Origin of the sequence: Thermodesulfobacterium hydrogeniphilum, from assembly GCF_000746255.1 — a bacterium.
Taxonomy (GTDB): Bacteria; Desulfobacterota; Thermodesulfobacteria; order Thermodesulfobacteriales; family Thermodesulfobacteriaceae; genus Thermodesulfobacterium; species Thermodesulfobacterium hydrogeniphilum.
Map to the genome: position 1 here is coordinate 44,066 of NZ_JQKW01000008.1, position 24,356 is coordinate 68,421.

Annotated in this window: 27 protein-coding genes, 1 tRNA gene and 3 pseudogenes; 9 read left to right on the forward strand and 22 right to left on the reverse strand. The window is 30.0% G+C overall.

All coding sequences use genetic code 11. From position 1 onward, the window contains the following. Positions 1-68: 68 nt before the first annotated feature. From CC87_RS04005 to CC87_RS04065, 15 genes and pseudogenes are all read right to left on the reverse strand, one after another. A complete protein-coding gene (locus CC87_RS04005; RefSeq protein WP_038056441.1) occupies positions 69-521 on the reverse strand; it encodes a PIN domain-containing protein in 453 nt (150 codons plus the stop codon). Then, positions 514-753, reverse strand: a complete 240-nt coding sequence (locus CC87_RS04010; protein WP_038056442.1) for a hypothetical protein — start codon at positions 751-753, stop codon at positions 514-516. The genes CC87_RS04005 and CC87_RS04010 overlap by 8 nt, the downstream gene beginning before the upstream one ends. A gap of 144 nt (positions 754-897) precedes the next feature. Further along, positions 898-1,053: a hypothetical protein gene (locus tag CC87_RS09015; RefSeq protein ID WP_156955574.1), complete on the reverse strand. Its 156-nt coding sequence runs from the start codon at positions 1,051-1,053 to the stop codon at positions 898-900. Next, positions 1,034-2,461 (reverse strand): mannose-1-phosphate guanylyltransferase/mannose-6-phosphate isomerase, encoded by a 1,428-nt coding sequence (locus tag CC87_RS04015; RefSeq protein WP_038056443.1) that lies wholly within the window; start codon positions 2,459-2,461, stop codon positions 1,034-1,036. Before CC87_RS04015 ends, CC87_RS09015 begins: the two co-directional genes overlap by 20 nt. Before the next feature lie 3 nt (positions 2,462-2,464). After that, positions 2,465-3,601, reverse strand: coding sequence for a glycosyltransferase (locus CC87_RS04020; RefSeq protein ID WP_038056444.1), 1,137 nt, complete (start codon positions 3,599-3,601; stop codon positions 2,465-2,467). Continuing rightward, positions 3,598-4,716 (reverse strand): glycosyltransferase family 4 protein, encoded by a 1,119-nt coding sequence (locus tag CC87_RS04025; RefSeq protein ID WP_038056446.1) that lies wholly within the window; start codon positions 4,714-4,716, stop codon positions 3,598-3,600. Before CC87_RS04025 ends, CC87_RS04020 begins: the two co-directional genes overlap by 4 nt. Next, positions 4,697-5,401, reverse strand: a complete 705-nt coding sequence (locus CC87_RS09430; protein ID WP_084222191.1) for an EpsG family protein — start codon at positions 5,399-5,401, stop codon at positions 4,697-4,699. Before CC87_RS09430 ends, CC87_RS04025 begins: the two co-directional genes overlap by 20 nt. Before the next feature lie 506 nt (positions 5,402-5,907). Next, positions 5,908-7,086 (reverse strand): glycosyltransferase family 4 protein, encoded by a 1,179-nt coding sequence (locus CC87_RS04035; protein ID WP_038056449.1) that lies wholly within the window; start codon positions 7,084-7,086, stop codon positions 5,908-5,910. 170 nt (positions 7,087-7,256) lie between these two features. Continuing rightward, a pseudogene (locus CC87_RS08870) lies at positions 7,257-7,406 on the reverse strand (glycosyltransferase family 2 protein); the annotation flags it as partial. Positions 7,407-7,410: 4 nt separating this feature from the next. Continuing rightward, positions 7,411-8,037: a class I SAM-dependent methyltransferase gene (locus CC87_RS04040; protein WP_038056451.1), complete on the reverse strand. Its 627-nt coding sequence runs from the start codon at positions 8,035-8,037 to the stop codon at positions 7,411-7,413. Next, the gene (locus CC87_RS08615) at positions 8,034-8,594 is read right to left on the reverse strand and encodes a methyltransferase domain-containing protein (protein WP_051920543.1); all 561 of its coding nucleotides are present in this window, start codon (positions 8,592-8,594) and stop codon (positions 8,034-8,036) included. Before CC87_RS08615 ends, CC87_RS04040 begins: the two co-directional genes overlap by 4 nt. Positions 8,595-8,600: 6 nt before the next feature. After that, a complete protein-coding gene (locus CC87_RS04050) occupies positions 8,601-10,094 on the reverse strand; it encodes a lipopolysaccharide biosynthesis protein (protein ID WP_051920546.1) in 1,494 nt (497 codons plus the stop codon). Positions 10,095-10,138: 44 nt separating this feature from the next. Then, a pseudogene (locus tag CC87_RS04055) lies at positions 10,139-10,444 on the reverse strand (oligosaccharide flippase family protein); the annotation flags it as partial. A 214-nt stretch (positions 10,445-10,658) separates the two neighbouring features. Beyond that, positions 10,659-11,261: an adenylyl-sulfate kinase gene (cysC, locus tag CC87_RS04060; protein ID WP_038056453.1), complete on the reverse strand. Its 603-nt coding sequence runs from the start codon at positions 11,259-11,261 to the stop codon at positions 10,659-10,661. Positions 11,262-11,339: 78 nt separating this feature from the next. Next, a complete protein-coding gene (locus tag CC87_RS04065) occupies positions 11,340-11,633 on the reverse strand; it encodes an SH3 domain-containing protein (RefSeq protein WP_038056455.1) in 294 nt (97 codons plus the stop codon). Between the two features lie 147 nt (positions 11,634-11,780). On the opposite strand from CC87_RS04065, the gene CC87_RS04070 reads away from it, so the two are divergent. Further along, the gene (locus tag CC87_RS04070) at positions 11,781-12,704 is read left to right on the forward strand and encodes an RluA family pseudouridine synthase (RefSeq protein WP_038056685.1); all 924 of its coding nucleotides are present in this window, start codon (positions 11,781-11,783) and stop codon (positions 12,702-12,704) included. Positions 12,705-12,706: 2 nt separating this feature from the next. Continuing rightward, positions 12,707-13,297 carry a dephospho-CoA kinase gene (gene coaE, locus CC87_RS04075; RefSeq protein ID WP_038056457.1) on the forward strand — a complete coding sequence of 197 codons (591 nt, stop codon included), beginning with the start codon at positions 12,707-12,709 and terminating at the stop codon, positions 13,295-13,297. Here the strand turns inward: coaE and ribD are convergent. From ribD to CC87_RS04095, 4 genes are read right to left on the reverse strand one after another with little or no spacing between them, the layout of a single operon-like run. Continuing rightward, complete coding sequence (gene ribD / locus CC87_RS04080; RefSeq protein WP_038056458.1) at positions 13,263-14,405, reverse strand: bifunctional diaminohydroxyphosphoribosylaminopyrimidine deaminase/5-amino-6-(5-phosphoribosylamino)uracil reductase RibD; 1,143 nt, start codon at positions 14,403-14,405, stop codon at positions 13,263-13,265. The two genes, coaE and ribD, sit on opposite strands and share 35 nt — an antisense overlap. Further along, complete coding sequence (locus tag CC87_RS04085) at positions 14,405-14,860, reverse strand: DnaJ family domain-containing protein (RefSeq protein ID WP_084222193.1); 456 nt, start codon at positions 14,858-14,860, stop codon at positions 14,405-14,407. The genes ribD and CC87_RS04085 overlap by 1 nt, the downstream gene beginning before the upstream one ends. After that, a complete protein-coding gene (locus CC87_RS04090) occupies positions 14,857-15,471 on the reverse strand; it encodes a tetratricopeptide repeat protein (RefSeq protein ID WP_038056459.1) in 615 nt (204 codons plus the stop codon). The genes CC87_RS04085 and CC87_RS04090 overlap by 4 nt, the downstream gene beginning before the upstream one ends. A 16-nt stretch (positions 15,472-15,487) precedes the next feature. Further along, positions 15,488-15,967: a flavin reductase family protein gene (locus CC87_RS04095; protein ID WP_051920548.1), complete on the reverse strand. Its 480-nt coding sequence runs from the start codon at positions 15,965-15,967 to the stop codon at positions 15,488-15,490. 160 nt (positions 15,968-16,127) lie between these two features. Between CC87_RS04095 and CC87_RS04100 the strand changes: the two genes are divergently transcribed. From CC87_RS04100 to CC87_RS04130, 6 genes and pseudogenes are all read left to right on the forward strand, one after another. Continuing rightward, positions 16,128-16,200: transfer RNA gene (locus CC87_RS04100), tRNA-Lys, on the forward strand. A gap of 108 nt (positions 16,201-16,308) precedes the next feature. Beyond that, complete coding sequence (locus tag CC87_RS04105) at positions 16,309-16,962, forward strand: N-glycosylase/DNA lyase (protein WP_038056460.1); 654 nt, start codon at positions 16,309-16,311, stop codon at positions 16,960-16,962. 479 nt (positions 16,963-17,441) lie between these two features. Further along, on the forward strand, positions 17,442-17,852 hold the full coding sequence (locus CC87_RS04110) for a bacteriohemerythrin (protein WP_038056462.1): 411 nt from the start codon (positions 17,442-17,444) through the stop codon (positions 17,850-17,852). 46 nt (positions 17,853-17,898) lie between these two features. Beyond that, positions 17,899-18,279, forward strand: a complete 381-nt coding sequence (locus tag CC87_RS04115; protein WP_038056463.1) for a desulfoferrodoxin — start codon at positions 17,899-17,901, stop codon at positions 18,277-18,279. A gap of 32 nt (positions 18,280-18,311) precedes the next feature. Continuing rightward, positions 18,312-18,920, forward strand: a pseudogene (gene prxU / locus CC87_RS04125) (thioredoxin-dependent peroxiredoxin); the annotation flags it as partial. 203 nt (positions 18,921-19,123) lie between these two features. Beyond that, complete coding sequence (locus tag CC87_RS04130; RefSeq protein WP_038056464.1) at positions 19,124-20,236, forward strand: 3-deoxy-7-phosphoheptulonate synthase; 1,113 nt, start codon at positions 19,124-19,126, stop codon at positions 20,234-20,236. Positions 20,237-20,276: 40 nt separating this feature from the next. Here CC87_RS04130 and CC87_RS04135 read toward each other — a convergent pair whose 3' ends face one another. Both CC87_RS04135 and CC87_RS04140 read right to left on the reverse strand, forming a co-directional pair. Beyond that, on the reverse strand, positions 20,277-20,861 hold the full coding sequence (locus CC87_RS04135) for a DJ-1/PfpI family protein (RefSeq protein ID WP_084222195.1): 585 nt from the start codon (positions 20,859-20,861) through the stop codon (positions 20,277-20,279). Between the two features lie 22 nt (positions 20,862-20,883). Continuing rightward, positions 20,884-22,686 carry an aldehyde ferredoxin oxidoreductase family protein gene (locus CC87_RS04140; protein WP_038056465.1) on the reverse strand — a complete coding sequence of 601 codons (1,803 nt, stop codon included), beginning with the start codon at positions 22,684-22,686 and terminating at the stop codon, positions 20,884-20,886. Positions 22,687-22,812: 126 nt separating this feature from the next. Between CC87_RS04140 and CC87_RS04145 the strand changes: the two genes are divergently transcribed. After that, positions 22,813-23,664 carry an SPL family radical SAM protein gene (locus CC87_RS04145; protein WP_038056466.1) on the forward strand — a complete coding sequence of 284 codons (852 nt, stop codon included), beginning with the start codon at positions 22,813-22,815 and terminating at the stop codon, positions 23,662-23,664. A 3-nt stretch (positions 23,665-23,667) separates the two neighbouring features. Here the strand turns inward: CC87_RS04145 and CC87_RS04150 are convergent, their stop codons facing one another. Continuing rightward, positions 23,668-24,348, reverse strand: a complete 681-nt coding sequence (locus tag CC87_RS04150) for a ubiquinone/menaquinone biosynthesis methyltransferase (RefSeq protein ID WP_038056468.1) — start codon at positions 24,346-24,348, stop codon at positions 23,668-23,670. Between the last annotated feature and the right edge of the window lie 8 nt (positions 24,349-24,356).

Here is a 24,356-nt window from a genome sequence, read left to right on the forward strand (position 1 = left end):
TCCGTGTGTTCTTACCATAAGGCTATATACCATCGTAATTCAAAAATCAAGACCTACCCGCAACTGTTTTATTCAATTTCTTGCAAGTCCTTTACAACAATCACATCTGTAAATTTTTTAAAATCTTTTAAATTTTCTGTATAAAGAATTGATATTCCATTCTCTAACATAGTAGCTATTATTACGACATCCCAAAAATTTACACCTTTTATACCTTTCTTAGAAGAAAGGATGAGGCTTCTTCTCAAAGCAAGTTCTGTGACAGGAAGGACAATGAATATACCAGAGAATAACATTTGTTCAATTTCTTCCTTTGCTTCTTTTGGAGTTAATGGTGCTTTTATACCTCTAAAGATTCGCGTAAGAGAAACATAAAACTCACCCACAATTTGGGTTGAAATAAATCCCTGAAGTTCCTTTCTCTTGATTTTCTCTATCAACCGAAGAGCCTTTTTATGATTTGTCCTTGTTGTATCAATTGAAGAAACAAGAACATTTGTATCCAAAAATATCTTATTCATAAAGGTCTTTTCTTGTAAATTCTCTTATCCCTAAAGCCCTTGGTCTTGGCCACTGTGTAGTTTTCTTTTGAATCCCTATTGTCTCTTGGAGCGCCCTTCTAATCAATTCTGTAACCGTGATATTCTTTCTTTTTGCCTCCTCTACTAAAGCGATTTTTTCCCTTAAAGGAATTCGTATGGTAATAGTAACCTTCGGTTCTATTTCCTCGTTAATCTTTGCTCTTGTTTTCATTTTTTTTTACCTCCTAAAAATTGCACTTTTAGTATAATACAATTTTACATAAAATCAAGCTTTTAAATCTATAAAAATATAAAAAAAGAAAAATAGGGTCAGATCTTAAATTGTGAATTTTGTTCTTATCTCTTTATTTTATTTTTATTGCTTTACTTCCTTAAGAGCATAATCATGAAACCAAATACTATAAAATAAATTAAAACCTGACCTCCAACTGTTGACCCGAAACTTTTTATCTTTTTTTTCATCTATTTTTATACCAAAAATGGATTGATTATCAATTTTTGGTATTTTCATTGTTTCTTCCGTAAACATCATCAAAACGCACTATATCATCTTCTTCTAAATACTCCCCACTTTGAACTTCAATTATTTCAAGAGGAATCCTACCTGGATTTTCAATGCGATGCAGAGTAGTTGGGGGAACAAATACAGATTCATTTTCATGCACAAAAATCTCTTTATCTCCAACAGTTACTTTAGCAGTTCCTCTTACCACAATCCAGTGTTCAGAACGATGATAATGCATCTGTAAACTAAGTTTAGCACCTGGATTTACCACAACCTTTTTTATTTTATATCTTGCTCCTTCTTCTAAAACTGTATAGCTTCCCCAGGGTCTAAAAACTGTTTTATGCTCAAGCACACTTGGATGTCCGTCTTTCTTAAGCAAATTCACTATATCCTTTACCCTCTGAGACATATCCTTTTTAAGGATTAAAATAGCATCATCTGTATCAATAATTGCTAAATCTTCCACTCCGCAAGCTACAACAAGTCTTTTATTACCAAGTATAAGAGAATTTTTAGTATCTACCGAAATAACCTCTCCAGTTTTTACATTTTGAGCCTCATCTTTATCCAAAGCTTCATAAACTGCAGCCCATGAACCAATATCACTCCAGTAAATATCAAGTGGTAAAACTACAGCTTTATTTGTTTTTTCCATTACTGCATAATCTATGGAAATTTCAGGGAGTTCTGAAAATTTTTTAACTGTTTCTTCAAAACTCAGATCAAAAATTTTGGCAATTTCAAGCTCAAATTTAGCAAATTCTTCCTGCATAGTTTTTATACCAAAACAAAACATTCCTGAATTCCAAAAATAATTTCCTTCAGAAAGGTATTTTTTTGCAGTCCTTAAATCTGGTTTTTCTGTAAACTTTTCCACAGGGAAAGCATTTAATTCCTTAATTTCATCAATTTGTTCATTATTTTTAGCCTTAATATAGCCATATCCTGTCTCTGGTTTCTCGGGTTTTATTCCAAAAGTAACTATATAGCCTTTTTTAGCCAATGTTTCTGCTTTTTCAAGATATTTTAAAAATTTGTCCTCAGGTTTTATAATGTGGTCTGAAGGTGACACAAAAAGAACATCTTCTTGATTTGATTCCATTTTTTCTAAAGCAAATTTCATAGCAAGTGCAATAGCAGGAGCAGTATTTTTTATAGCAGGCTCAAGAACAATATTCTTTTCAGGGATATTAAAACCTGCGTTTTTGAGTTCTGCTAAAACCAAAAATTTGTAATCTTTATTGGTCATAATAATTATATCTTCAGAGTTAACTACTTTTAAAAATCTTTCTACTGTTTTCTGAAGAAGTGATTTATTTCCATTTAATTTTAAAAACTGTTTAGGAAAAGTTCTTCTTGAAAGAGGCCAGAGCCTTGTTCCAGAGCCACCTGCAAGGATTACTGCTTTCATTTTTTATCCTCCAAAAAGTTTATTATAAATTTCTAAAATCTTTAAAATTTCTTTTTCTATAGTAAATTTTTCTTCAAATCTTTTTAGAGCATTATTAGACATTTTAATATAAATTTCTGGATTTTCACAAATAAATCTAATTGCATCTGCCAGAGCTTTAGGATTTTTAGGTTCTACATTTAAACCGGTAACACCATCTTGATTTACCCAGCTAACTCCTGAACCTTTTATATTTGTAGCAACTACCGGTTTTCCAAAGCTCATAGCTTCAACTATTACCAATCCAAAAGCTTCTGATTTTTCAATAGACGGAAGACAAAATAGATCACATGCTTTATAATAACTTCCTAAATGACTTTGAGGAATTTTACCTACAAAAAAAACTTTGTTTAAAAGGTTATTGTTCATTATCAATTTTTCATATTTTTCTCTCAGTTCGCCATCTCCACCTATGATTATAACATAGTTATCTGGTAAATATTTAGATGATTCTATAAGATATTCAAAACCTTTATAATATATAAATCTACCAAGAGAAAAAATAATTTTTTTGTTTTTAAATTTTTTTTTAATTTCTCTTATTTTTTCTTCGTCTACTTTCAAATCCTCTTTTTTTATACCAAGAGGTATAGCTATACATTTATTTTTAAAATCTTTTAACTGTTCTGATTCTTCTATATATTTTGGGGAAGTTCCTATAATTACATCTGCTTTTTTTAACATCCAGTTAAGTAAAGGCCTGTAAAATTTCAATGCAAATTTTTGCTTAATAATATCGCTATGCCAATGTATCACTATCCTCTGCTTTTTGGGATTTACAAGAAATAGAGCCAAATTTGCCATAGGATCTGGATGATGGAGATGAATTATATCATAATTTTCAATTATTTCTTTAAGTTTAAAAATTATTTGAGGAGTTATCGAGGTTGAAACAATTTTCCCATAGCTTTTTGTTCTGTAAACTATATATTTATAACTTCCTCTGTCTATTATTTCTTTTTTATACTCGCGCTTACTGTTAGAACAAAGCACATCACATTTTATTCCTCTTTTATTTAATTCTTCTGTTATATTATAAATTGCGGTTTCTATACCACCAATATCTGGTGGATAAAATTTGCCGAATTGAAGAATTTTCATGATTTAGTTACTTCATAAAATAATTCGATATATTGAGCAATTATTTTATCTTTAGAATACAACTTTAATCTCTTTTTACCTTCTTCTAATAATGTTTTTCTTTTTTTTTCATTTACTAACACATCAACTATCTTATCTGCCATATTATCCACAGAATAAGGATTAAAACAAGCAATATTTTCTCCTAAAATTTCTTTTAATACAGGAATGTTTGAAGTAATGGCAGGGCAACCACAAGCTATAGCTTCAAGTGGTGGAAGACCAAAACCTTCATAAAAAGAAGGAAAAATAAAAAGTTTAGCATACTTATACAAATTGATAATTTCTTCATCACTAGGAGAAATAATTTCTATTATTTTTTCTTCTAAATTCAGTTTATTCTTTAATAAATCAATTTCATCTATTTTACTATCTTTTTTACCTGCTATAACAAGCTTCAAATTAGGAAAAATATTTTTAACTTGATCGAAGACAAGAATCAGGCGGAATAAATTTTTGTGTTTTTTTCTATTACCTACAAATAAAATATACTCATCTTTGATCAATCTTTCTTTATTATGATGATTTTTAATTCTTAAAAATTTTTCATCTACAAATTCATAAATTACCTTGATTTTAGCATTACAAGCAGGGCAAATATTACCAATTTCTTCCTTACTACTTTCTGAAATTGCTATTATTCTCTTTGCTTTTTTAATCGCTCTTTTAAAATACCACTCAAATACTTTTCTTTTAAAATAACTCCTATCCCAGAATTCTGTAAATGGTCTTAAATCATGAATGGTTACAACAAGGTTCTCAGGGACATAAATTGGAAGATTTATGTGCGGGAAATGGAACACAGAGATTTCTTTTTCAAGCTTTTTTAATATCTTGCCTTGCTCCCAAAAACCTTTAACCGAAAATTTCCTGTAGTTTACATAAATTGGCAGTATATTTTTGGAATATTGTTTAAAATCGTGCTCAAAATCCTTTTTGAATTCCATAGAAACACAAGTATAAATCTTCATTCCCTTTTGTGCCAATTCCTTAACCAAAGACTCGTAATACCTGCCTATCCCAGTACCTTTATAAAAAAGCCCGTCAATGTAAAGTTTATTCGGAATATAACTCATAATTTCCTCCTAAGTATCCTCTATAGGGAAGGAAGATTTTATAACCAAAGGGGGATATGTGATTTAATCCGTAAATAAATTGTAAAAAGTAAAAACAGACCATGATTAAAAATACAATATTTTTCGGTTCAATTTTCTTGATAATGGAAGGAATAGTTAAAAGTTGAAAAATTTGAAAATAAAAAACACTCCTTGTCAACAGGCTCAAGAAAGAAAATAGATTAATAAAAATTACCCCATAAACAAATAAACCAATCAAATTTTTATACTTAGTTTCTTTAATATCAACTTTTTTTAATCTAAAGATCGCTAAAATATGTAACATACTTAACATATTATAGATTATACACTTTATCCAACTGATTGGCTCTACACTTTGAAAGTATCCAGCATATTTTAGTAAAAAAGACAATCTAATTAATGAAACCAACCTTAAATATAAATCGGTAAGTATTTTTGTTACTAGTTCTTGTGTCAGCAAAATGGTTAAAGAAAATATGTATAATGCTAAAATAACATATCGACTCTTAAGGAATGTTGTTTTGTAAAACAATAGTAAAAAAAGAAAAACAAAAATTACTAAAAAATACATAAAAAAAGATATAGCAAAAAAAATTATATACATCCTTATATTACGCTCAAAAATCAATTTCAGGGCACCGTATAAAAATACCAGAAAGGCCAGAACTTATCTAAGCTCAACTCCAAAAGCATTTAAAAAAAGAAAAAGTACACATATAAATATAAACATCGAAAAGGCATAATTAACAGAATATCTTTTAATTATCAAATATAGAAAACTAGTTATTAATAAAGCATACCACAAAAAAATAATTAAACAATTTTTTTCAAAAAGGCCAAAAAATTTTGAACTTATAATAAAAAATAGTGCAATTGCAACGATATATCCATTGTTTTATATCCCGAAACATACCGCAATAATTTTTTAAATCCCAACTGAAAGGTGGTTTTAAACCTATAAATAAAGTCAATGTTACAACTATTAAAAAGCCTGATATCCATTTAATCTGACGAGTTCCTTTCTCAAACAGAATAGATTAGAGAAAGAATTGTTAATAGAAGTAAAAAATAAGGAATATATAAGCCTAACTCAAATTCTATAGATCGCATTTTTGCTTTTATTTAATAAAGATTTTATAATTTTAAGTTTTTTTAAAAAACATTATAAATTTAAGCATTTTTAACTAACAAAATTTTATAAAGTCTTATATAGGCATTTAAAATCTTTTCTTTCTTGAAATTTTCAGAATATTTTAAACAATTAGGAGACAATTTTAAAACTAATTCAGGTTCATCAATAAACATTTTTATATATTTTAACAAATCATCTTCTTTATCAGCATTGAAAATAAATCCTGTTTCTCCATGTCTAATAATCTCGGGTATTCCCCCCCGATTAGAACCAATCACTGGCAATCCATGAGAATTCGCCTCTATTACAATTCTACCAAATGGTTCATTCCATAATGAGGGAACAATAACCACATCTACTTTTGGATAAATATTTTCTGGTTTTACAAAGCCCAAAAATTTTATATTTTTACTAATACTTTCTTTATAATTTCCTCTTCCTCCCACCCATAATTCCCAATTATTATTTACTTTTTCTAATTTTGAAAACGTATTCATTAAAAAGTAAAAACCTTTATGTCTAAAAACACCACCCAAATATAGAAATCTTAAAGGCTTATTAACATATGTCTTGGGTGAAGAAAGAGGTTCAGAAAACAATGGATTGGGAATTACTACTTTTTTTGTGTCTTTAAATAAGCCATATTCTAAATGTTTTTTTAAAACATAATTACTTATCCCTACAACAACATTGATTTTCTTAGAAAGACGCTTCTTAGTTAAAGTTAATATTTTACATTCTAAACATTGTTTTTTACATAACTTATGCTTTTTAAACATTACTCCTCGAGCACATATAAGCTGATAATCACGTAAAGTGTGCACTAAAGGAATCTTTATTTTTTTTGTTTTTCCCCAAATTATTGGTGATAAACCATAGATGTTATTTGTATGTACTATATCTGGTTTTTCTGTGTTTAGTATATTATTGAAAGCTTTCCCAATCCAAGGATTATACAAATCAATCAAATGATTTAATGGTTTTAACACATTATCTAAAAAATTTCTTTTCTTAAATCTAAAGTATACATTTCTATGATAAAGATAGTAAATTTTAACACCATTATGATATTTTATAGAATCTTTATAGGAATGGATACAAACAACTACAACCTTAAATCCTCTATTAGCAAGCCCTTCAGCAAGCAACTGTGTGGATTTCTCAGCCCCACCCGTTGAATTTGGATAGTATAAACTGTTTACTAATAATATTTTCATTTTTTATTTAAATTATTTCTTCATTCTAACAGATCTATCGGCTTCTTCATTTTTTTCTTAAGTCCATCTTAACTACTTTTAAAACAAGACTTATTAGGTCTAATTTATAATAATCCCAAATTAATACTCTTAAACTTTCATTTTTTTTTTTGAAATTTTTCAAATTACTTTTCTGTTTTATCTATAAAACCATCATCAACTACAATAACCTCAAAATCTTGATATGTCTGATTTAATACACTTTGAATAACCCGCCCTATTAAATGCGCTCGGTTATAAGTTGGTATTATTACGCTAACAGTTGGATTTTTTTCTGGCATAGTCTTATTCCCTCCTTCTCAATATAAAGAATCTATGATAAGGATTTTCAAATATTCTATAAGTTTTCTCAATCTTAAATCCTGCTTTTTGAATCTCATTAATGATTTTATTTAATGGATACTCTGCTTTTCCTATTTCCCAATAATGCTCGCCATCAAATTTATGAGTCGGGGGTTTAAATCTTGGTAGCGGGATTAGTCTTTTAAATATTCCGATCTTTGGAATGTGTATATAAATGCGATAAACTCTACTTGCATCTGGCAATGACAAAATTGCATAAGACTTAGAAACTCGGAATATTTCAGAAAGAGCTTTAGAAAAATTTTCAAAAGGCAGGTGCTCTAAAACCTCATAACACGCCACAACATCAAATAATTCATCTGAGAATGGCATATTTAAAACACTACCAACTACATCAGGATTTAATTTTTTATCTATATCTAAAGTTAAAATATTTACTTTCCTTTCTTTTAAATATTTTGAGACAAATCCATTCCCAATACCTATTTCGAGCACTGTTTTAGGATTTAATTTAATGATTTCGTTAATCTGATGCCAGTAGCTAATGAAGCGTTCTTTGGAATCATAAGACTCATTGAAATAATGATTTGGTTCCACTTGTGGTTTCATTTTTTAACCACCACCCATGTAACAATCGGATATTTTTTCTCATTATAAGTAATAATTAAACGCCGTATGCTCCATTTAGTTTCGGGAATTTTCATGAATCTAAATTTATTACTTATGAAGCAGAGTAAAATCGCAATGCGATTTTCCCAACCTTCACACTGAAGTATTTCAGAAAAATCCTTACAAAGGTATCTTAAAGCATCAGGTGAAAAACGCCAATAACCTTTTGGACAATAATGGATATAATTTATAAAGCATGTGGTATGTATCGCTATCCCACCCTTTTTTAGAATCCAATATGACTCCTCTATCGTTTTTTTTGGGTTTTTAAGATGTTTAATTATTTGATCATTTATTACGAAATCAAAACTTATTATCTTCATATGGTAACTTTGTATATCTACTTCAGGATAACGAACATCTAAAACTTCAGCATTTTTACCAATTAATGAACGAAAATCCTCGATACCACTTATACCTAAAATTTTCCTATTTATTACTTCATTAAAGCATCCCTTGATTCTTTTATCCATATAATATCTTGTTAAGTGTGCCATGTTTTTTTAAGTACCTCTAAGCAAGTGTATACTTTCTTTTATAAGCGCTTGCATTCCATAGTTAAAGAACTTATCTAATAAATAGATTATAATAAGATATATTAAAATTTCCATACAACTCAATATAATAAATCCCCATATTTCACTATTTATAATATTTTTTAATCCTGATACAACTGATATTGATATAGCACTACCTAAAAAAGATGGTAACATCGCATTGACAAAATCTTTCATTTCACATTTTGTGATTTTTATAACTTTGAAACAAAACCCAATATTTGAAACAAAAATGCTTAAAAATACCACAATTGATGCTCCTAATATTCCCCATTTAATAGTAAACGGATAAATTAAAGCAGCTAACACTGATAAACGAACTATTTGCCATTGTGTATCTATTTTTGGTTTTCCAACAGCATGAAATATAGGACCTGTTGTCGCTGCTATCGATCTTACTAAACCAGCAAAGACCAATACCTGCATTGCAGGTACCATTAGCATCCATTTTTCTCCTAAGAATATTTTAGTGAAATCAGGAGCTAAAACAAAAATTAACCCAGCAATGGGAAAAGATAAAAATGCTGTAATCTGCAAAACTTTTAAATATGCTTCTCTCAACTTCGGAATGTTATCTTGAAGTTTTGAATAAGCAGGAAATGTCACCTGTGAAATTACATGGGTTATCTCCGTTGCTGGTATATTTGAAATTCTATAAGCCATTTGATAAAAACCTAATGCAGTGGCACCGAGCAGCTTCCCAACAAAAATATCGTCTCCTTGAGTAAGTAAAAAAACTAAAATACTTGAGCCCAAAACCCATTTACCAAATCTAAATAATTCTTTTGCTTTTCTTAAATCAAAAATTAAATGAGGTCTATAAGAATGTATTAAGTAGCTTACCACAAATCTTACAAAATTTCCAGCAAGTAAGCCAAATACAAGAGCCCAGACACTTTTTAGTATCAAAGCAGCCGAAATTGCTACAATAAAATCGGCTAATGTTCCGCTAATCTGATATATAAATTGTTTGTTAAATTCAAGCTCTTTCTGAAAATAAACAACTCCAATATTGGTAAATGCCTGAAAAAGCACCGCAAATCCAATAACCTGAATTATAGGTTTTGCTTCTGGTACATTAAAAAAACTTGCTACGTAAGGTGCTATAAAAAAAAGGATTGTAAATAGGATAAATCCTCGTAGAATCAGCACACTCCAAGCAGAATCAAGATAAGGTTTTATATCTTCTTTCTTTTGAATCAATGCCTGTTGAAAACCTGTTTGCGAGAAAGTATCTAAGGTTGCCATTGTCAGAAGAGCAATACCCATCAAACCAAAATCATTTGGCGAAAGAATGCGAGCTAAGATTACAAGCCTTACAAAATTAAACAGTTGCTGGGTTATCCTGAGTAAAAATACCCAAAAACCTCCTCTAACTACACGCTGTGAAAGGTTTTTACCTGAATCATTAAAATTGCCTATTAGCTTTTTTATTTTCATATTTTGGTTCTCAAGCGAAAAGATCTATGATAATCCAAAACTAATACCACCATCACTGAGCTAAAAATCTCTGAAACCTTTTCTTTATTATCCCTATAAATAGATATTTCTCTTGTAGCAGACAGGTTAAAGCCATAATCAGTCAGGATATTAAAATATTGAATAAAGCTTTGGGCAAAGGCAATCAAACCAAACTTTTCTGGTCCTAAAATCCTGACCAAATAGGGTAGGGTGATTAAAGGTAAGATATAATTTGCGCCCTGCAAAACTGACAAAGAAAGAAAATTTTCAAGCAACCGCTTTCTATCTTCTGATTGAAATTTTTGCTCGATTTTGTTTAGCACTAACATTACCCATAAGCCATCGTTTTACCATCTCTTAACAGTTATTAACAAACTCCCTTAATTCTTCTTCCCACTCCTTTATTTCAATATAAAAACATATCCTACAATCATTCCAAGAATTCGTAAAATAAAAAGGTTAAGCTACCTTGTATGAGTTCTTTGAAATGAATGTCTTCAGCTATTTTTAGCTTTATTCTGTCTATCATTAATTTAATCAAGATTAGAACCAACCTTTTATTTTAAGATAATTATAAATCTCTTGAACAGCTTTTTCTATTGAAATTTTATGACTTTCAATAATTAAGTCTGGATTTTCTGGCTCTTCATAGGGTGCAGAAATTCCTGTATATTCTTTTATCAATCCTTCACGAGCTTTTTTATACATTCCCTTTGGATCCCTCTTTTCACAAACCTCTACAGGACATTTCATATAAACTTCTATAAAGTCTTCTCTCCCTATAATTTGTTTTATAAATTCTCTATCCTTTTTATGAGGAGATACAAAAGCACAGAGAACTATCAAACCTGCATCTACAAAAAGCTTTGCTACTTCTGCAATTCTTCTCAAATTTTCTTTCCTATCTTCAGAAGAAAACCCCAGATCTGAATTTAATCCATGTCTAATATTATCTCCATCAAAAACATAAACCTTTATCCCTTTTTCAAAAAGAACTTTTTCAAGGGTATGAGCAATAGTTGATTTTCCAGAAGAAGGAAGCCCTGTAAACCAGACTACACCACTTTTATGCCCATAAACCCTATTTCTGTCCTCTCTTTTTACAAAACCATCAAACCAAACTATGTTATTATTCTTATCTTTCATTTTTTTTTAAATTCTAAAAAGTTTTATTATAAATTTACCTTATTTAAAAACTTGTGCAACTCTTAAACTCCCGTGATTTTAGAAGTTTCTCTTTTTACTCCAATAAGTAAACACAATAAGAATTCCTATTAAAGTAAAAATTGCTGAAAGAAGAGCAGTAAAAATGAATGTTTGTCTATCTATTTTCTTTTGCAAATTGTCAAATCGTTTTACAAGAACCTCTTGATTTTTCTCAATCTTGATAAGTTTTTCAGTTGTTTTATTATTTTTAAGCTCTGATGAAACGTTTACAGCATTCGTAAATTTTGGAAATAAACAAATGCTGAATATAAATACAATTAGTAAAATTAAAATATTCTTTAACCTGTTCATTTTAATCTCCTATAATTTTGAAATTGTTTTACACATAATTGTAGAATCTATTTTAACAATTTACAAGAGACTAATTGCAAAAATAAAAAGATGATTAAAAATAATCCTAAAAATTTTAAAAAATTGAAATATTTTCAAAAAATTAAAATGAAAAATAAAGAAAAACATCTTTTAAAAGTAACTGATGAAGATGCGGGAAAAAGACTTGATGTATTTATTAAAGAAAAACTTACTGAACTCAGCAGAAATAGAATCAAAAATCTTATAGAAGAAAAATTTATTCTTGTTAATCAAAAAGATTCTAAACCAAGTTATAAAGTGAAAATTGGAGATGAAATTAAAGTTGAGATTCCACCTGAAAGTGAATTAGAAATAAAACCCAAGGAGGTTCCTTTTGAAATTATATATGAAGATGATGATATTGCGGTTATAAATAAACCTGCAGGAATAGTGGTTCATCCTGCTCCCGGACATCATAATGATACTCTGGTGCATGGATTACTTTTAAAACTTAAAAATCTCTCAGGTATAGGTGGTAAAATAAGACCGGGTATAGTTCATCGTTTAGATAAAGATACCTCTGGAATTATGTTAGTTGCTAAAAATGACTTTTCTCATAAAAAGTTGGTAGAAGCTTTTAAAGAAAGAAAAATAAGTAAAACTTATCTGGCTATAGTTTATAAAAACCTGGAAAACAAAAAAGGTAAAATAGAAAGTTTTATAGGAAGACATCCTGTGCATAGAAAAAAAATGGCTGTTTTAAAGGAAGGAAGGTTAGCTATAACCCTTTATGAAGTAAAAGAATTCTTATACAAAGCTACAGTAGTTTTTGCTAAACCTGTTACAGGAAGAACTCACCAGCTTAGAGTTCATTTTTCTCATATAGGACATCCTATTCTTGGAGACCCTGTTTATGGAGGATTAAAGTATGACATTCCTAAACCTCCCAGACTTATGCTTCATGCTTATAAAATTTTCTTTAAGCATCCCCGAACCTTAGAAAATATGGAATTTATAGCACCAATCCCTAAGGAATTTGAAAAATACATAGAACTTCTTAAAAAGGGGTAAAATTGAAAAAAATTGGTATTACAGGCGGAATTGCTACAGGAAAAACTACTTTTTTAAATATAATTAAATCTCTGGATTTCCCTGTTTTTTCAAGTGATGAAATTGTAAGAGAACTTTATAAAGAGCCTGAAATCAAAGCTCAACTTTTAAAAATTTTTGGACAAGAAATCTTAAATTCTGATGGAGGTATTAATAAAAATAAAATTTTAAAAAAAATTTTAGAAAATTTAGAACTTAAAACAAAACTGGAAATGCTTTTTCATCCGATAGTAAAAAAGAAATTGTTAGAGTTTTTTAAAGATGCTGAGAAAAATCAGTATAAAATAGCATTTGCAGAAGTTCCTCTTCTTTTTGAAGCTGGCTGGCAATCTATATTTGATGAAATTTGGGTTATAACCTGTTCAAAAGAAACTCAAATTAAAAGAATAAAAGAAAAAGGTAATTATGCAGATTTATTTTTTCAGCTTTCTGAAAAGCAGATACCCCTTGAGGAAAAAGAAAAAAAAGCTCACAGAATTTTTTCTTCTGAAAAATTGCCAGATGAGTTAAAAAAAGAGCTTAAAATTCTCCTAAAGGAATATTTAAAAGGTTAAGCCCTGTTTGGGTATAAGCATGAAATAAATAGGAATTGCCAAGTTTTTTGACATGCAAATCTTTAAGAAATAAAGCTTCATTTAACCGTGTTAAAGGTTCTCTTTCAATAGCCATAATCCCTTTTTTATCTCCTATGATAACAGGGCCTACAAAATAAAAAATCTCATCAACCAAATTTTCCTCCAAAACACTTCCATGAATTTTAGCCCCTCCTTCAACCAACAAAGAGGAAATCCCTTTTTCATAACATTTTTCTAAAAGTGCTTTTAAATCTATTTTATTTCTTTTTAAAGGAAGTCTCCAAACCTCTATTCCTTTATTTTTAAAAACTTCTTCTTTTTTTAAAGATGCCTTTTCCCCGCAGGCTATAACAGTTTTTTTATCTTTATCTATTTTAAAAATTTTATAATCAGGACTCAAGCTGAGCTTGGTATCCAAAACAATTCTTACAGGATTTTTCCCTTTTACCAATCTACAAGTAAGTTCAGGATTATCTTTTATAACAGTGTTTTTACCAACTAATATAGCATCGCATATATGTCTTAATTTATGCCCATATTTTCTTGCCTCTTCTCCTGTAATCCATTTTGAGTCTCCTGTAGAGACTGCTATTTTGCCATCTAAGCTCGAAGCAACTTTCATAATAACCCAGGGCTGTTTCCTTAAAATATAACTCAAAAAAAATCTTGTTAAAATTTTAGCTTCTTTTTCCAAAACCCCTACTTTAACCTCCACACCTTTAGATTTCAAAATTTCCAAACCACCTCTGGCTACAGGATTAGGGTCTCTTATAGCGCATATTACTTTAGAAATTCCTACTTCTAAAATTTTTTCTGTGCAAGGAGGAGTTTTCCCATAATGAGAACAGGGTTCTAAAGTAACATAAAGATGAGCTCCTTTTGTTTTTCCTCCTGCTTTGCAAATTGCTTCTACTTCAGCATGAGGATAACCATATCTTTTATGATAGCCTTTAGCAATGATTTCCTTAGTTAAAGGATTTACTAAAACAGCACCAACTGCAGGATTGGGAGAAGTATAACCCAATCCCTTATATCCTTCTTTTATGGCAATTTTCATAAAATATTCATCAGAAAATTTAATAGACATTATTTTCTTCTGGGACGTAATGATGATATATAAAGAAAAGTTTGCAAACGAGACCAATTTATGTTTTTGGTTTCTTTTTTACCCTCTTTCTTAGCCAGTTTAATCTTTTCTGCAACCTTTGGAAAATATTCTTCCTGAATATTTATAGGTCCTCTGCGGATTTGATTTAAATGGAAAATTAAAGCATTTAACTTTTTAACCTTGCTATAGGCATCACCTACTTCTTCACCCAAAAGTTCTTCCAGCTTGGCAATTTCTTTTCTCAATTCTACTTCCTTTGGAACAAAACCTGCATTTTTAAGGATTCTGAAAACTATTTTTAATTCTTCCGGAACAAAGGGATCATCTTTTAAATCTAAAGACTTACCCTTACACTCAAGATTATCAAATTCTCCATTTTCTATAGCCTCTCTAATACGCTCTTCTGCAATTTTCTTAAATATAAAGAGACTCATTTTTTTACAATAAGTTGTGATAATTTATATTCTACTAAACCTGCTTCTTCTGAAGGAAACTCTTTAAGATATTTTTTATAATATTTTTTAGCAAGAGCAAAGTTTCCGATTTTTTCAGCTGCCCGTGCTATATCCAAATAAGTTAAAAAGTTCAACTCTGGTTCTTTTTTAATAACCTCTTTATAAGTTTTTAAAGACTCTTTCCATTTATTTTGATTTTCTAAAACCTTGGCCTCTCCATACAAAATGACACCTTTTATTTCTGCAGGGTATTCGCTTTTTAATTCCTTTAAAAGATCCTGCATTTTAGCATACTCTTTTTCCTGAAAATAATAATTCCATAATAGAAGAGAAGCTTGAAGTGCAGCTGAAGTGCCTTTATATTTGTCTTTAACTTCTTTTAAGGCTTTAACAATATTAGGGCTCTTAACTGCTTCCATAAGTTTAAGAGCTGCCCTTTTTTCTTTTTTAGAATTATAATAAGTTATCCCTCCCCAGATAATTCCTATTCCAATTAAAGCAAAAATTGATAACAAAATAACACGAAGATTTCTATCAAAAAAAGCAGTTAGCTTTTCATGAAAAGACAAAAGTTTATCTTCATTTTCCATTTTAATAACTCCTTTTTTAATCTTCTACCCCACTAAAGAAATCATCCCATTTAAAAATAAGAGGTTCTTCTCCTTCTTTTAATACTTGATAATCTACAATTTCTCCTACAATTATCATATGATCCCCAGCTTTAAATTCATCCATAACTCTGCACTCAAAATAAGCAATAGCATCAAGAAGAACAGGACTTCCATTAAAAGCGGTTTTATAAGAAATGTTTTCAAATTTATTTACCTTTTTTCCGCTTTTAAAACCAAAATGTTTAGCAAGTTCTATTTGATTTTTGCTCAAAACATTTATACAGAAAATACCAGATTGTTTAATTAGTTCGTAAGTATACCTTTGAGGAGCAATAGCAACAGAGAGTAATCTCGGTTTAAAGGAAACCTGAGAAACCCATGCTGCAGTCATTCCATTAATTTTATCATTCCATTTTGAAGTGATAACAAAAACTCCCTGAGGAATATAAGTAGTAATTAATTTTTGCAATCCCATAATTTTCTCCTTTAAAGTGATAATATTTTAAGCTATTTTTAAAAATTATTGTAAAGTATTATAAATATATTGTCAAGATGAGGCAGAGTTTGTGTTTATCTTGCTTCTCCAGACTCTTGACAAAAGTCAATAAATTGTTACATTTAAAAATTGTATAAATGGGCCGTTAGCTCAAGTGGTAGAGCAATGGACTCTTAATCCATAGGTTGGAGGTTCGAGTCCTCCACGGCCCACTGTTTATCAGAATCCCAAAACGTTGTTTCAAATTAAATTCTCTTTAGGGAACATTCTGAAGACAAATCTTAGAGATACAAGGAATAAAAGGTTTTAAAATTATTCTTATGGAAGAAAAAGAAATGCTTGGAGAACTATTTAAAATCTATAAAAGCATAAAACCACAAATAATTTTACGTTTAAAAGAATTTAAAAATCTGTGGCTAAATGGAAAAGAAGAGGATATTTTTAAAGAACTTATTTTTTGTTTACTTACACCTCAATCAAAAGCTGAAAAATGCTGGGAATGTGTAAAAAATCTTGAAATGAAAAACCTTTTATTTTCAGAAAATGAAGAAAAAATTGCAGAAGAGCTTAAAAATGTTCGTTTTAGATTTAATAAAGCAAAATATATTATTGAAGCAAAAAAGAAGTTTGTTATAAAAGATGAATTAAAAATAAAAAGTTGCATAGAAAATTTTGAAAATCCTATAAAAGCAAGAGATTACCTTGTAACAAATATAAAGGGGCTGGGTTATAAAGAAGCAAGTCATTTTTTAAGAAATATAGGCCTTGGAGAAAACTTGGCAATACTTGATAGGCATATTCTTAAAAATTTAAAACTACTTAAAATAATCCAAGAGATTCCAAAAACCTTATCAAGAAAATGGTATATTGAAATTGAAAATAGAATGAAAAGATTTGCTAAATTTATAAATATTCCCTTATCGCATCTTGATTTTGTGCTATGGTATAAAGAAACTGGTAAAATTTTTAAATAAGAAGTCAATATGAAATTGCATTATATTCAGCATGTTCCTTTTGAAGGATTGGGTTACATTGAAAATTGGGCAAAGAAAAAGCTTCAATCTTTATAACCAAAATGTATGAAAATCCTGATTTTTCAAAAACTGAAAGTTTTGATTTTTGGTTATCGGTGAATTTTAAGGTATTCATCCTTTTTTGCGGTAAAAGCTGAAACTACCTCAAAGATCACTTCAGGATTTTTTTAATAAAAATAGGTGTTTCTGGCTGTATTAATCAGTGTGCAGAAAACTGCATTAAAGATCTGGGATTCCATGGATTGAGAAGTGGCTGGGTAGTTACTGTGTATAGATGTTATATGAATTTTTAAAGTTAAAATAATTTTATAAAAATTTTAAAATTAACTTGAATTTTAATAACTAAGACTTATAATTTAAATTAATAAAAGAGTTCTATTTAATTGAAATTTTTAAATAATTTTTTTAGGAGATAGGTTATGCCTTTTATGGAGTGGAATGACAAATTATTAACAGGTGTAAAAGAATGTGATGAGCAACACAAAAAATTGGTAAATCTTATAAATGAACTCTATGAAGCTATGAAACAAGGAAAAGGAAAAGAAATTATAGATAAAATTCTTAATGAATTAGCCAGTTATGCAGATTATCATTTTTCTACAGAAGAAAAGCTCATGACCAAATATGGGTATCCTGAGCTTTCCATTCATAAAAAGGAACATGAAAGTTTTAAAAAGAAAGTTAAGGAATTTATAGAGAGAAAAGCTAAAGGTGAGGTAACTCTTTCTGTAGAAATAATGAATTTTTTAAAGGATTGGTTATTTCATCATATTATGGAAACTGATAAGAAATATGGACCTTTTCTTTCTCAGAAATTGGGCATTAAGTAAATAAAAAAAGATTTAAAATCAAAAAAATTTTTTAAAGGGGATTTCTATGACAAAAAGATTTCAAATTTATAAATGTTTGGTATGTGGCAACATAGTAGAGGTTTTACATGGAGGCAAGGGAGAGCTTGTTTGCTGCAATCAGCCAATGCATCTTTATCAAGAAAATACTACAGATGCAGCCAAGGAAAAACATGTTCCTGTAATAGAAAAAGTAGAAGGTGGATATAAAGTAAAGGTAGGGAGTGTTCCTCATCCTATGGAAGAAAAACATTATATTGAATGGATTGAGCTTATTGCTGATGGAAAAGTTTATAGAAAATTTCTAAATCCCGGTGATATACCTGAGGCAATTTTTGAAATTAAAGCAAAAAAAGTTGCAGCCAGAGAATATTGCAATTTACATGGTTTATGGAAGGCAGAGGGTTAAAAATTATATAAAGGAGGAGGGAAATTATGGCGATAAAAGTAGGATCACCAGCACCAGATTTTAAGGCAATGGCATTTGTAAATGGAAAGTTTAAAGAGATAAAACTTTCAGATTACAAAGGCAAATGGGTAATTTTATGCTTTTATCCAGCTGATTTTACATTTGTTTGACCTACAGAGATTACCGCAGTTGCGGTAAAGTATGACGAAATTAAAAAACTTGATGCAGAAGTATTGGCTATAAGCACAGATACTCAGTTTGTTCACAAAATCTGGCAAGAAGTTGAACTCAGCAAGATGGTAGAGGGTGGAGTGCCTTATCCTCTGGTTTCTGATCCAGGTGGAAAAATCGGAAGCATGTATGGAGTTTATGATGAATCTGCTGGAATTAATGTAAGAGGAAGATTTATTATTGATCCAGATGGTATTATTCAAGCAATGGAAATTTTATCTCCACCAGTTGGTAGAAATGTAAATGAGCTTATCAGACAATTACAAGCTTATCAGCATGTGCGTAAGACTGGAGGTAAAGAAGTATGTCCTGCTGGTTGGAGGCCAGGTAAAACTATTCTTAAACCAGGTCCTGATTTAGTGGGTAATGTCTGGAAAGTGTGGAAACCAAGCGAAGCTTTTGAAGAGTAAACTTTTAAAGACTATGCGGGAGAAATCCCCGCTTTTATTTATTTTTTAAATGTCCTTTTTAAAAAATCTGAAATGTTTGATCTACAGAAATTAAATAATCTTTTTATAAATTCTTAATAGAGTATTGCAAAATTCCGTTTTTGGGTATTATATTAACAATTAGTATTTAATATAAAAATTAGATATCCAAGGAGGGATCAAAAATGATTATCATTATGGAGCCTCATGTTACTCAAGAAAGTTCAGAATTCAAGTCTTTGTTAAAATATTTAGAACGATTTCCCCACTTGAAGATAAAAGTTATGGAAAGTAAAGGGGTTACGCGAAATGTTTTAGAAATTCATCTCATAGGAGAGGATTACATGGTGTCTCAAGAAGAAATAGAAAGTTTACCAGGCGTTGAAAAAGCTATAAAAGTAACCACTAAATATAGACTCATTGGAAGGCATGGAATATTAAGTGATTTTGGGTTTGAATATAAAGGTATCCAGTTTAATCAAGATACCTTTCATATTTTTCCTGGATTATGTGCTGTTGATACTTATGAAAATACAGAAGTTATTTTTAAAACATTAAAAGAAAACAATGTATATTGTGCTCGCATGGGAGCTTATAAACCCAGAACCTCTCCTTATGATTTCCAAGGGCATGGTAAAGAATGTTTGCCCTGGCTTTTTGATTTAGCAGGTAAATATGATATCAAAATAATTGTAATGGAAGTCTTAGCACCTTATCATATAGATGAAATAAAAGAAGCTTTAGATCTTACTGGTCATCCCTGTGGAGTTATCCTCCAAATAGGAACCAGAAATGCTCAAAATTTTGAATTATTAAAAGCTGTTGGTAGGCAAAAAGAATTCCCAGTTCTTTATAAAAGGGGATACGGTTTAGCTTTAGAAGAAAGCCTTAATGCTGTAGAATATATAGCCTCAGAAGGAAATACTAATATAATATTTTGTTTAAGAGGTGTTAGAACCCATCTTGGAGATCCCCATAGAAATTTAGTAGATTTTGCACATGTTCCTGTAGTAAAAAGACTCACCAGACTTCCTGTATGTATAGATCCTTCTCATCCTATTGGTTCAAGAGTAAAAGCACCTGATGGCATTAGAGATATTTATCATGTTACTGCTCAAGGGGTTATTGTAGGAGCTAATGCAGTTTTAGTGGAGTTTCATCCTTGTCCAGAAAAAGCCCTTTGTGATGGACCTCAGGCTATACCCTTAAATGAGCTTCCTTTATATCTGGAATATGTCCATAAGGTAAGAGAAACCTATTTAGAGCTAAAAAATTTGGTAAATGAGAAAAGCTCTTAATTTTAAAACACCCTTTGGCAAGAGCCAAAGGTGTTTTATTTTAGTTTTTCAACAAGTTTAAAATAGCTTTAGCAAATTCTTCTGCAGCAAAGGGACCTGCTCCAGTAACTATTTTGCCATCTATTTCTACAGGCTTTCCAGTATAAATAGCTCCTTTCTCTTCCAAAGCTTTTCCTTCTGATTGCCATACTGTAGCCTTTTTCCCTTTTAAAACTCCAGCTTCAGCTAAAATCCTTGGAGCAAGACAGATAGCTCCAAGAACTTTCCCTTTAACTACAGCTTCTCTGGCAATTTTATGAGCAACAGGATTATGAAAATATTCCTGAGCTCCAATTCCTCCTACAAAAACTATAGCATCATAATCATCTACATTTACCTGATCAATTAGAATTTGAGGAGTAACCAATGCTCCAAGCATACCCTTAGCTGGTTTTAAAGATGAAGAAGCAATAACAACTTGATAGCCTTCTTTCTCAAAAAGTTTTTTAGGTATTAAAAGCTCTTCATCTCTAAAATTTTGAAAGGCAATAATCATAAGGATTTTCTTGCCCATTTTAGCCTCCCCTATGTTATTACTTAATAATATCATCATAATCAAAATTAATAGACCTTTTAAATACTTCATTATAACTTCCTCCTATCTAAACTTAGATGATTTCTAAATTTTTAAGTTTTTCCTCTATGGGGAAACCTTTTTCATCCCATCCTCTTATTTCATAATACTTAGGTAAAAGTTCAGGTAATTTATGAACATATCCTTTAGAAGCACCTTCTGAAATTGGCTCTGAAAGAAATCTTTTAGGAAGTATATCTTCCTTAGGATCAATTCCTGCTTTTAAATTGAATAACCTTTCTAAATTATAAATTCTTTCTCCTGCTTCAAGTAATTTTTCTTCTGTATAACCAGTTCCACAAACAGCATTTATAAAATCTGTATAATCCTTTAAATTTAAAGCGAAAGAAGTAAAAAGACATATTCCTAAGGAATCTATTACTGCTGTAAGATCTTGAAAAAGTTTTGTCCATTCAGCTTTACCTTCTAAAGAAAATCTATCAAGTTTTTTAGGAATACCCAGTATTTCAACAGAAATTAAATATCCTCTTACATGACAACCACCTCTATTAGAAGTAGCGTATTCCAAACCCTGTCCTTGTGCACCTCTTGGATCATAAGCAGGAAGTTCTTGTTTTTTCACTGACATAGAAAATTCCGGAACTCCATAAGCTTCACAAAGTCTGTAAGATCCTTCTGCTAATTTATCACCAAATCCTTCTCTTTTTCCCATTTTTATAGTCCATCCTATAATAGCTTGTGGATCACCAAAATTTAAAGATAAACCATCCTTAGCTATTTCCTCATCTTTTATATAGCCTTTTTGATATAGCTCCATAGCAGATGCAATAGTAGCTCCAGCGGAAATAGTATCTATTCCATATTCGTTACACCAGTAATTGGCTTCAGCTATAGCATTTAAATCATAAACCTCACAATTTGCACCAAAAGCCCAAATTGTTTCATATTCAGGTCCCCCGATTTCTTTTTTCTCTTTTAAATTCACTATTCTTCCACATGCTATAGGACATCTGTAACAGGCATATTTTTTAACAAAAATAGTATTTGCCATGGTTTCACCACTTATTTTATTAGCATATTTAGTATAAGCCTTTTGAAAATTGGCTGTAGGAAAAATTCCATTTTCATTTATTATATTTACAAGGATCGCTGTTCCATAAGTAGGGAGTCCTTGTCCTGTAACAGGATGTTCCCGCAGTTTTCTTAATTTTTCCATAACTACATTTTTAACTTTTTCCTTATCTGCCACTTTTACATTATTAGAACCTTTAACTACAATAGCTTTTACATTTTTAGATCCCATTACTGCACCAACTCCTGATCTACCAGCTGCTCTTTCATAATCATTCATTACACATGCAATCTTTACCAGTTTTTCACCAGCAGGCCCGATACAAAGAACTTTTACTTTGTCTCCATGTTCTTTTTTAAGTATATCTGTTGTTTCAGAAACTAATTTACCCCATAAGTTAGAAGCATCCTTAATTTCAATTTGGTCATCTTCAATAATTATATAAACTGGGTTCTCTGCTCTCCCTTCTAAAATAATCATATCATAACCCGCTGTTTTTAATTCTGCTCCAAAGTATCCACCTGAATTAGAACATGCTATAGTTCCTGTTAAAGGAGACTTGGTAATTACCATATATCTTCCACTTGAAGGAACAGAGGTTCCTGTTAAAGGACCAGTAGCAACAATAAATTTATTTTCTGGACTTAATGGATCTAACTTAGGATCTATTTCTTCAAAAAGATATTTACTTGCAAGTCCTCTACCACCAATATATTTCTTTGCCCAGTCTTTGTTTAAATCTTCTACCTTAATGTTTCTATTGCTTAAATCTATTCTTAAAATTTTTCCAGTATATCCAAACATAATTTTCCTCCTCAATATGTTTTATATGTTTATTTTTATAATTAAAAATTATTATAAAGTCAAGTTTTATCGTTGTAGTATTTACACAAACTTGTTACAGTCAAAAATTTATATAAAATTTTTTATATGAAATACATTCAGCCTTTTGATCCCTGGAAATCTTCTCTTTGCACCTGCCCTCCAAAATATAGCCTGAATCCTTATACAGGATGTGGACATGGATGTCTTTATTGCTATGCTACAAGCTTTATTAAAAATTTTTATAGCCCAAGACCCAAAAAAGATTTTTTAAAAATTGTAATAAAGGACTTAGTCAAACTTCCAAAAAATAGTCTTATTTCCTTATCTAATTCCTCTGACCCTTATCAACCCTTGGAAAATTTATATGAACATACCAAAAAATTTTTGAATTTTCTTTTAGGAACCTCTTATAGAGTTTTAATTATTACTAAGTCCGATCTTATTTTAAGAGATATAAAGCTTTTAACCAAGTTAAGATGTGCTGTTAGTATTACTATAACTTCAAAGACTTTAAGTAAAAAACTTGAGCCAGGAGCTCCAGGTTATAAAAACAGATTGAAAGCGGTAAAAATTCTTTCTGAAGCAGGAATACCTGTATCTGTTAGGCTTGATCCTATTATACCGGGACTTAATGAAAAAGAAATTTTTGAAATCCTTGATGAAATTGTTCCTTATGTAAAACATATTACTGTTAGCACTTATAAAGCCAGACCCGATTCTTTAAAAAGATTAATAAACGCCTTTCCAGAAAAAAAGAAACTTTTGGAAGAACTTTATTTAGAAAAGGGGAAAAGATTAAGCGGAGCTATTTATCTTCCAGATAAACTGAGATATAAGTTGATAAAACCTCTTTATGAAAAAGCTAAAAAGTATAATCTTTCTTTTGCTACCTGCAGAGAAGCCTTAGATAAATTTAAAAATCCTGGAAAATGCGACGGAAGCTTTTTGATAATTTGATTTTTACTTCTTTCCTATATACAAATTTACAATTCCAAAAGTTAGAGGATAATTTTTGATTTCTTTGAAACCACATTCAGAAAGCATAGTTTTTATTTTTTCAGGAGGAGGAAATTTTTTAATAGAATCTGCAAGATAAAGGTAAGCCTCTTTATCTTTTGTTAAAATTCCTCCTAAAAAAGGCATATAGTAATCCAGATAAATTTTGTAAATTTTTTGAAAGATAAGATTTTTGGGCCAAGAAAATTCAAGAATTACCAATTTTCCGTTGGATTTTAAAACCCTGAAAAATTCTTTTAGAGCTTTCTTTTTATTAGGTAAATTCCTTAAACCAAAGGCTATGCTTATTCCTCCAAAAGCATTATCTTTAAAAGGTAAAATTTCAGCATCTCCACAAATAGGATAAACAGGTCTATTATTCAATCTTTTTTTTCCATAAAATAACATAGAAAAACTAAAATCAAGTCCGTAAATTTTAACAGGTTTTTTCTTTAAAATTTCCAGAGTTAGAGTATAAGGACCACAACAAAGGTCAAGCAGTGGAGGCTCTGCTTCTTTTAAAATTTCTGCTACTTTTTTTCTCCACAGTTTATCCTGCCCAAAACTGCCTATTAAATTAACAAGATCATACTTTTTTACAATGCGATCAAATTTTTCTTTAACAAATCTTTTATGCAAATCCATAAAACAAT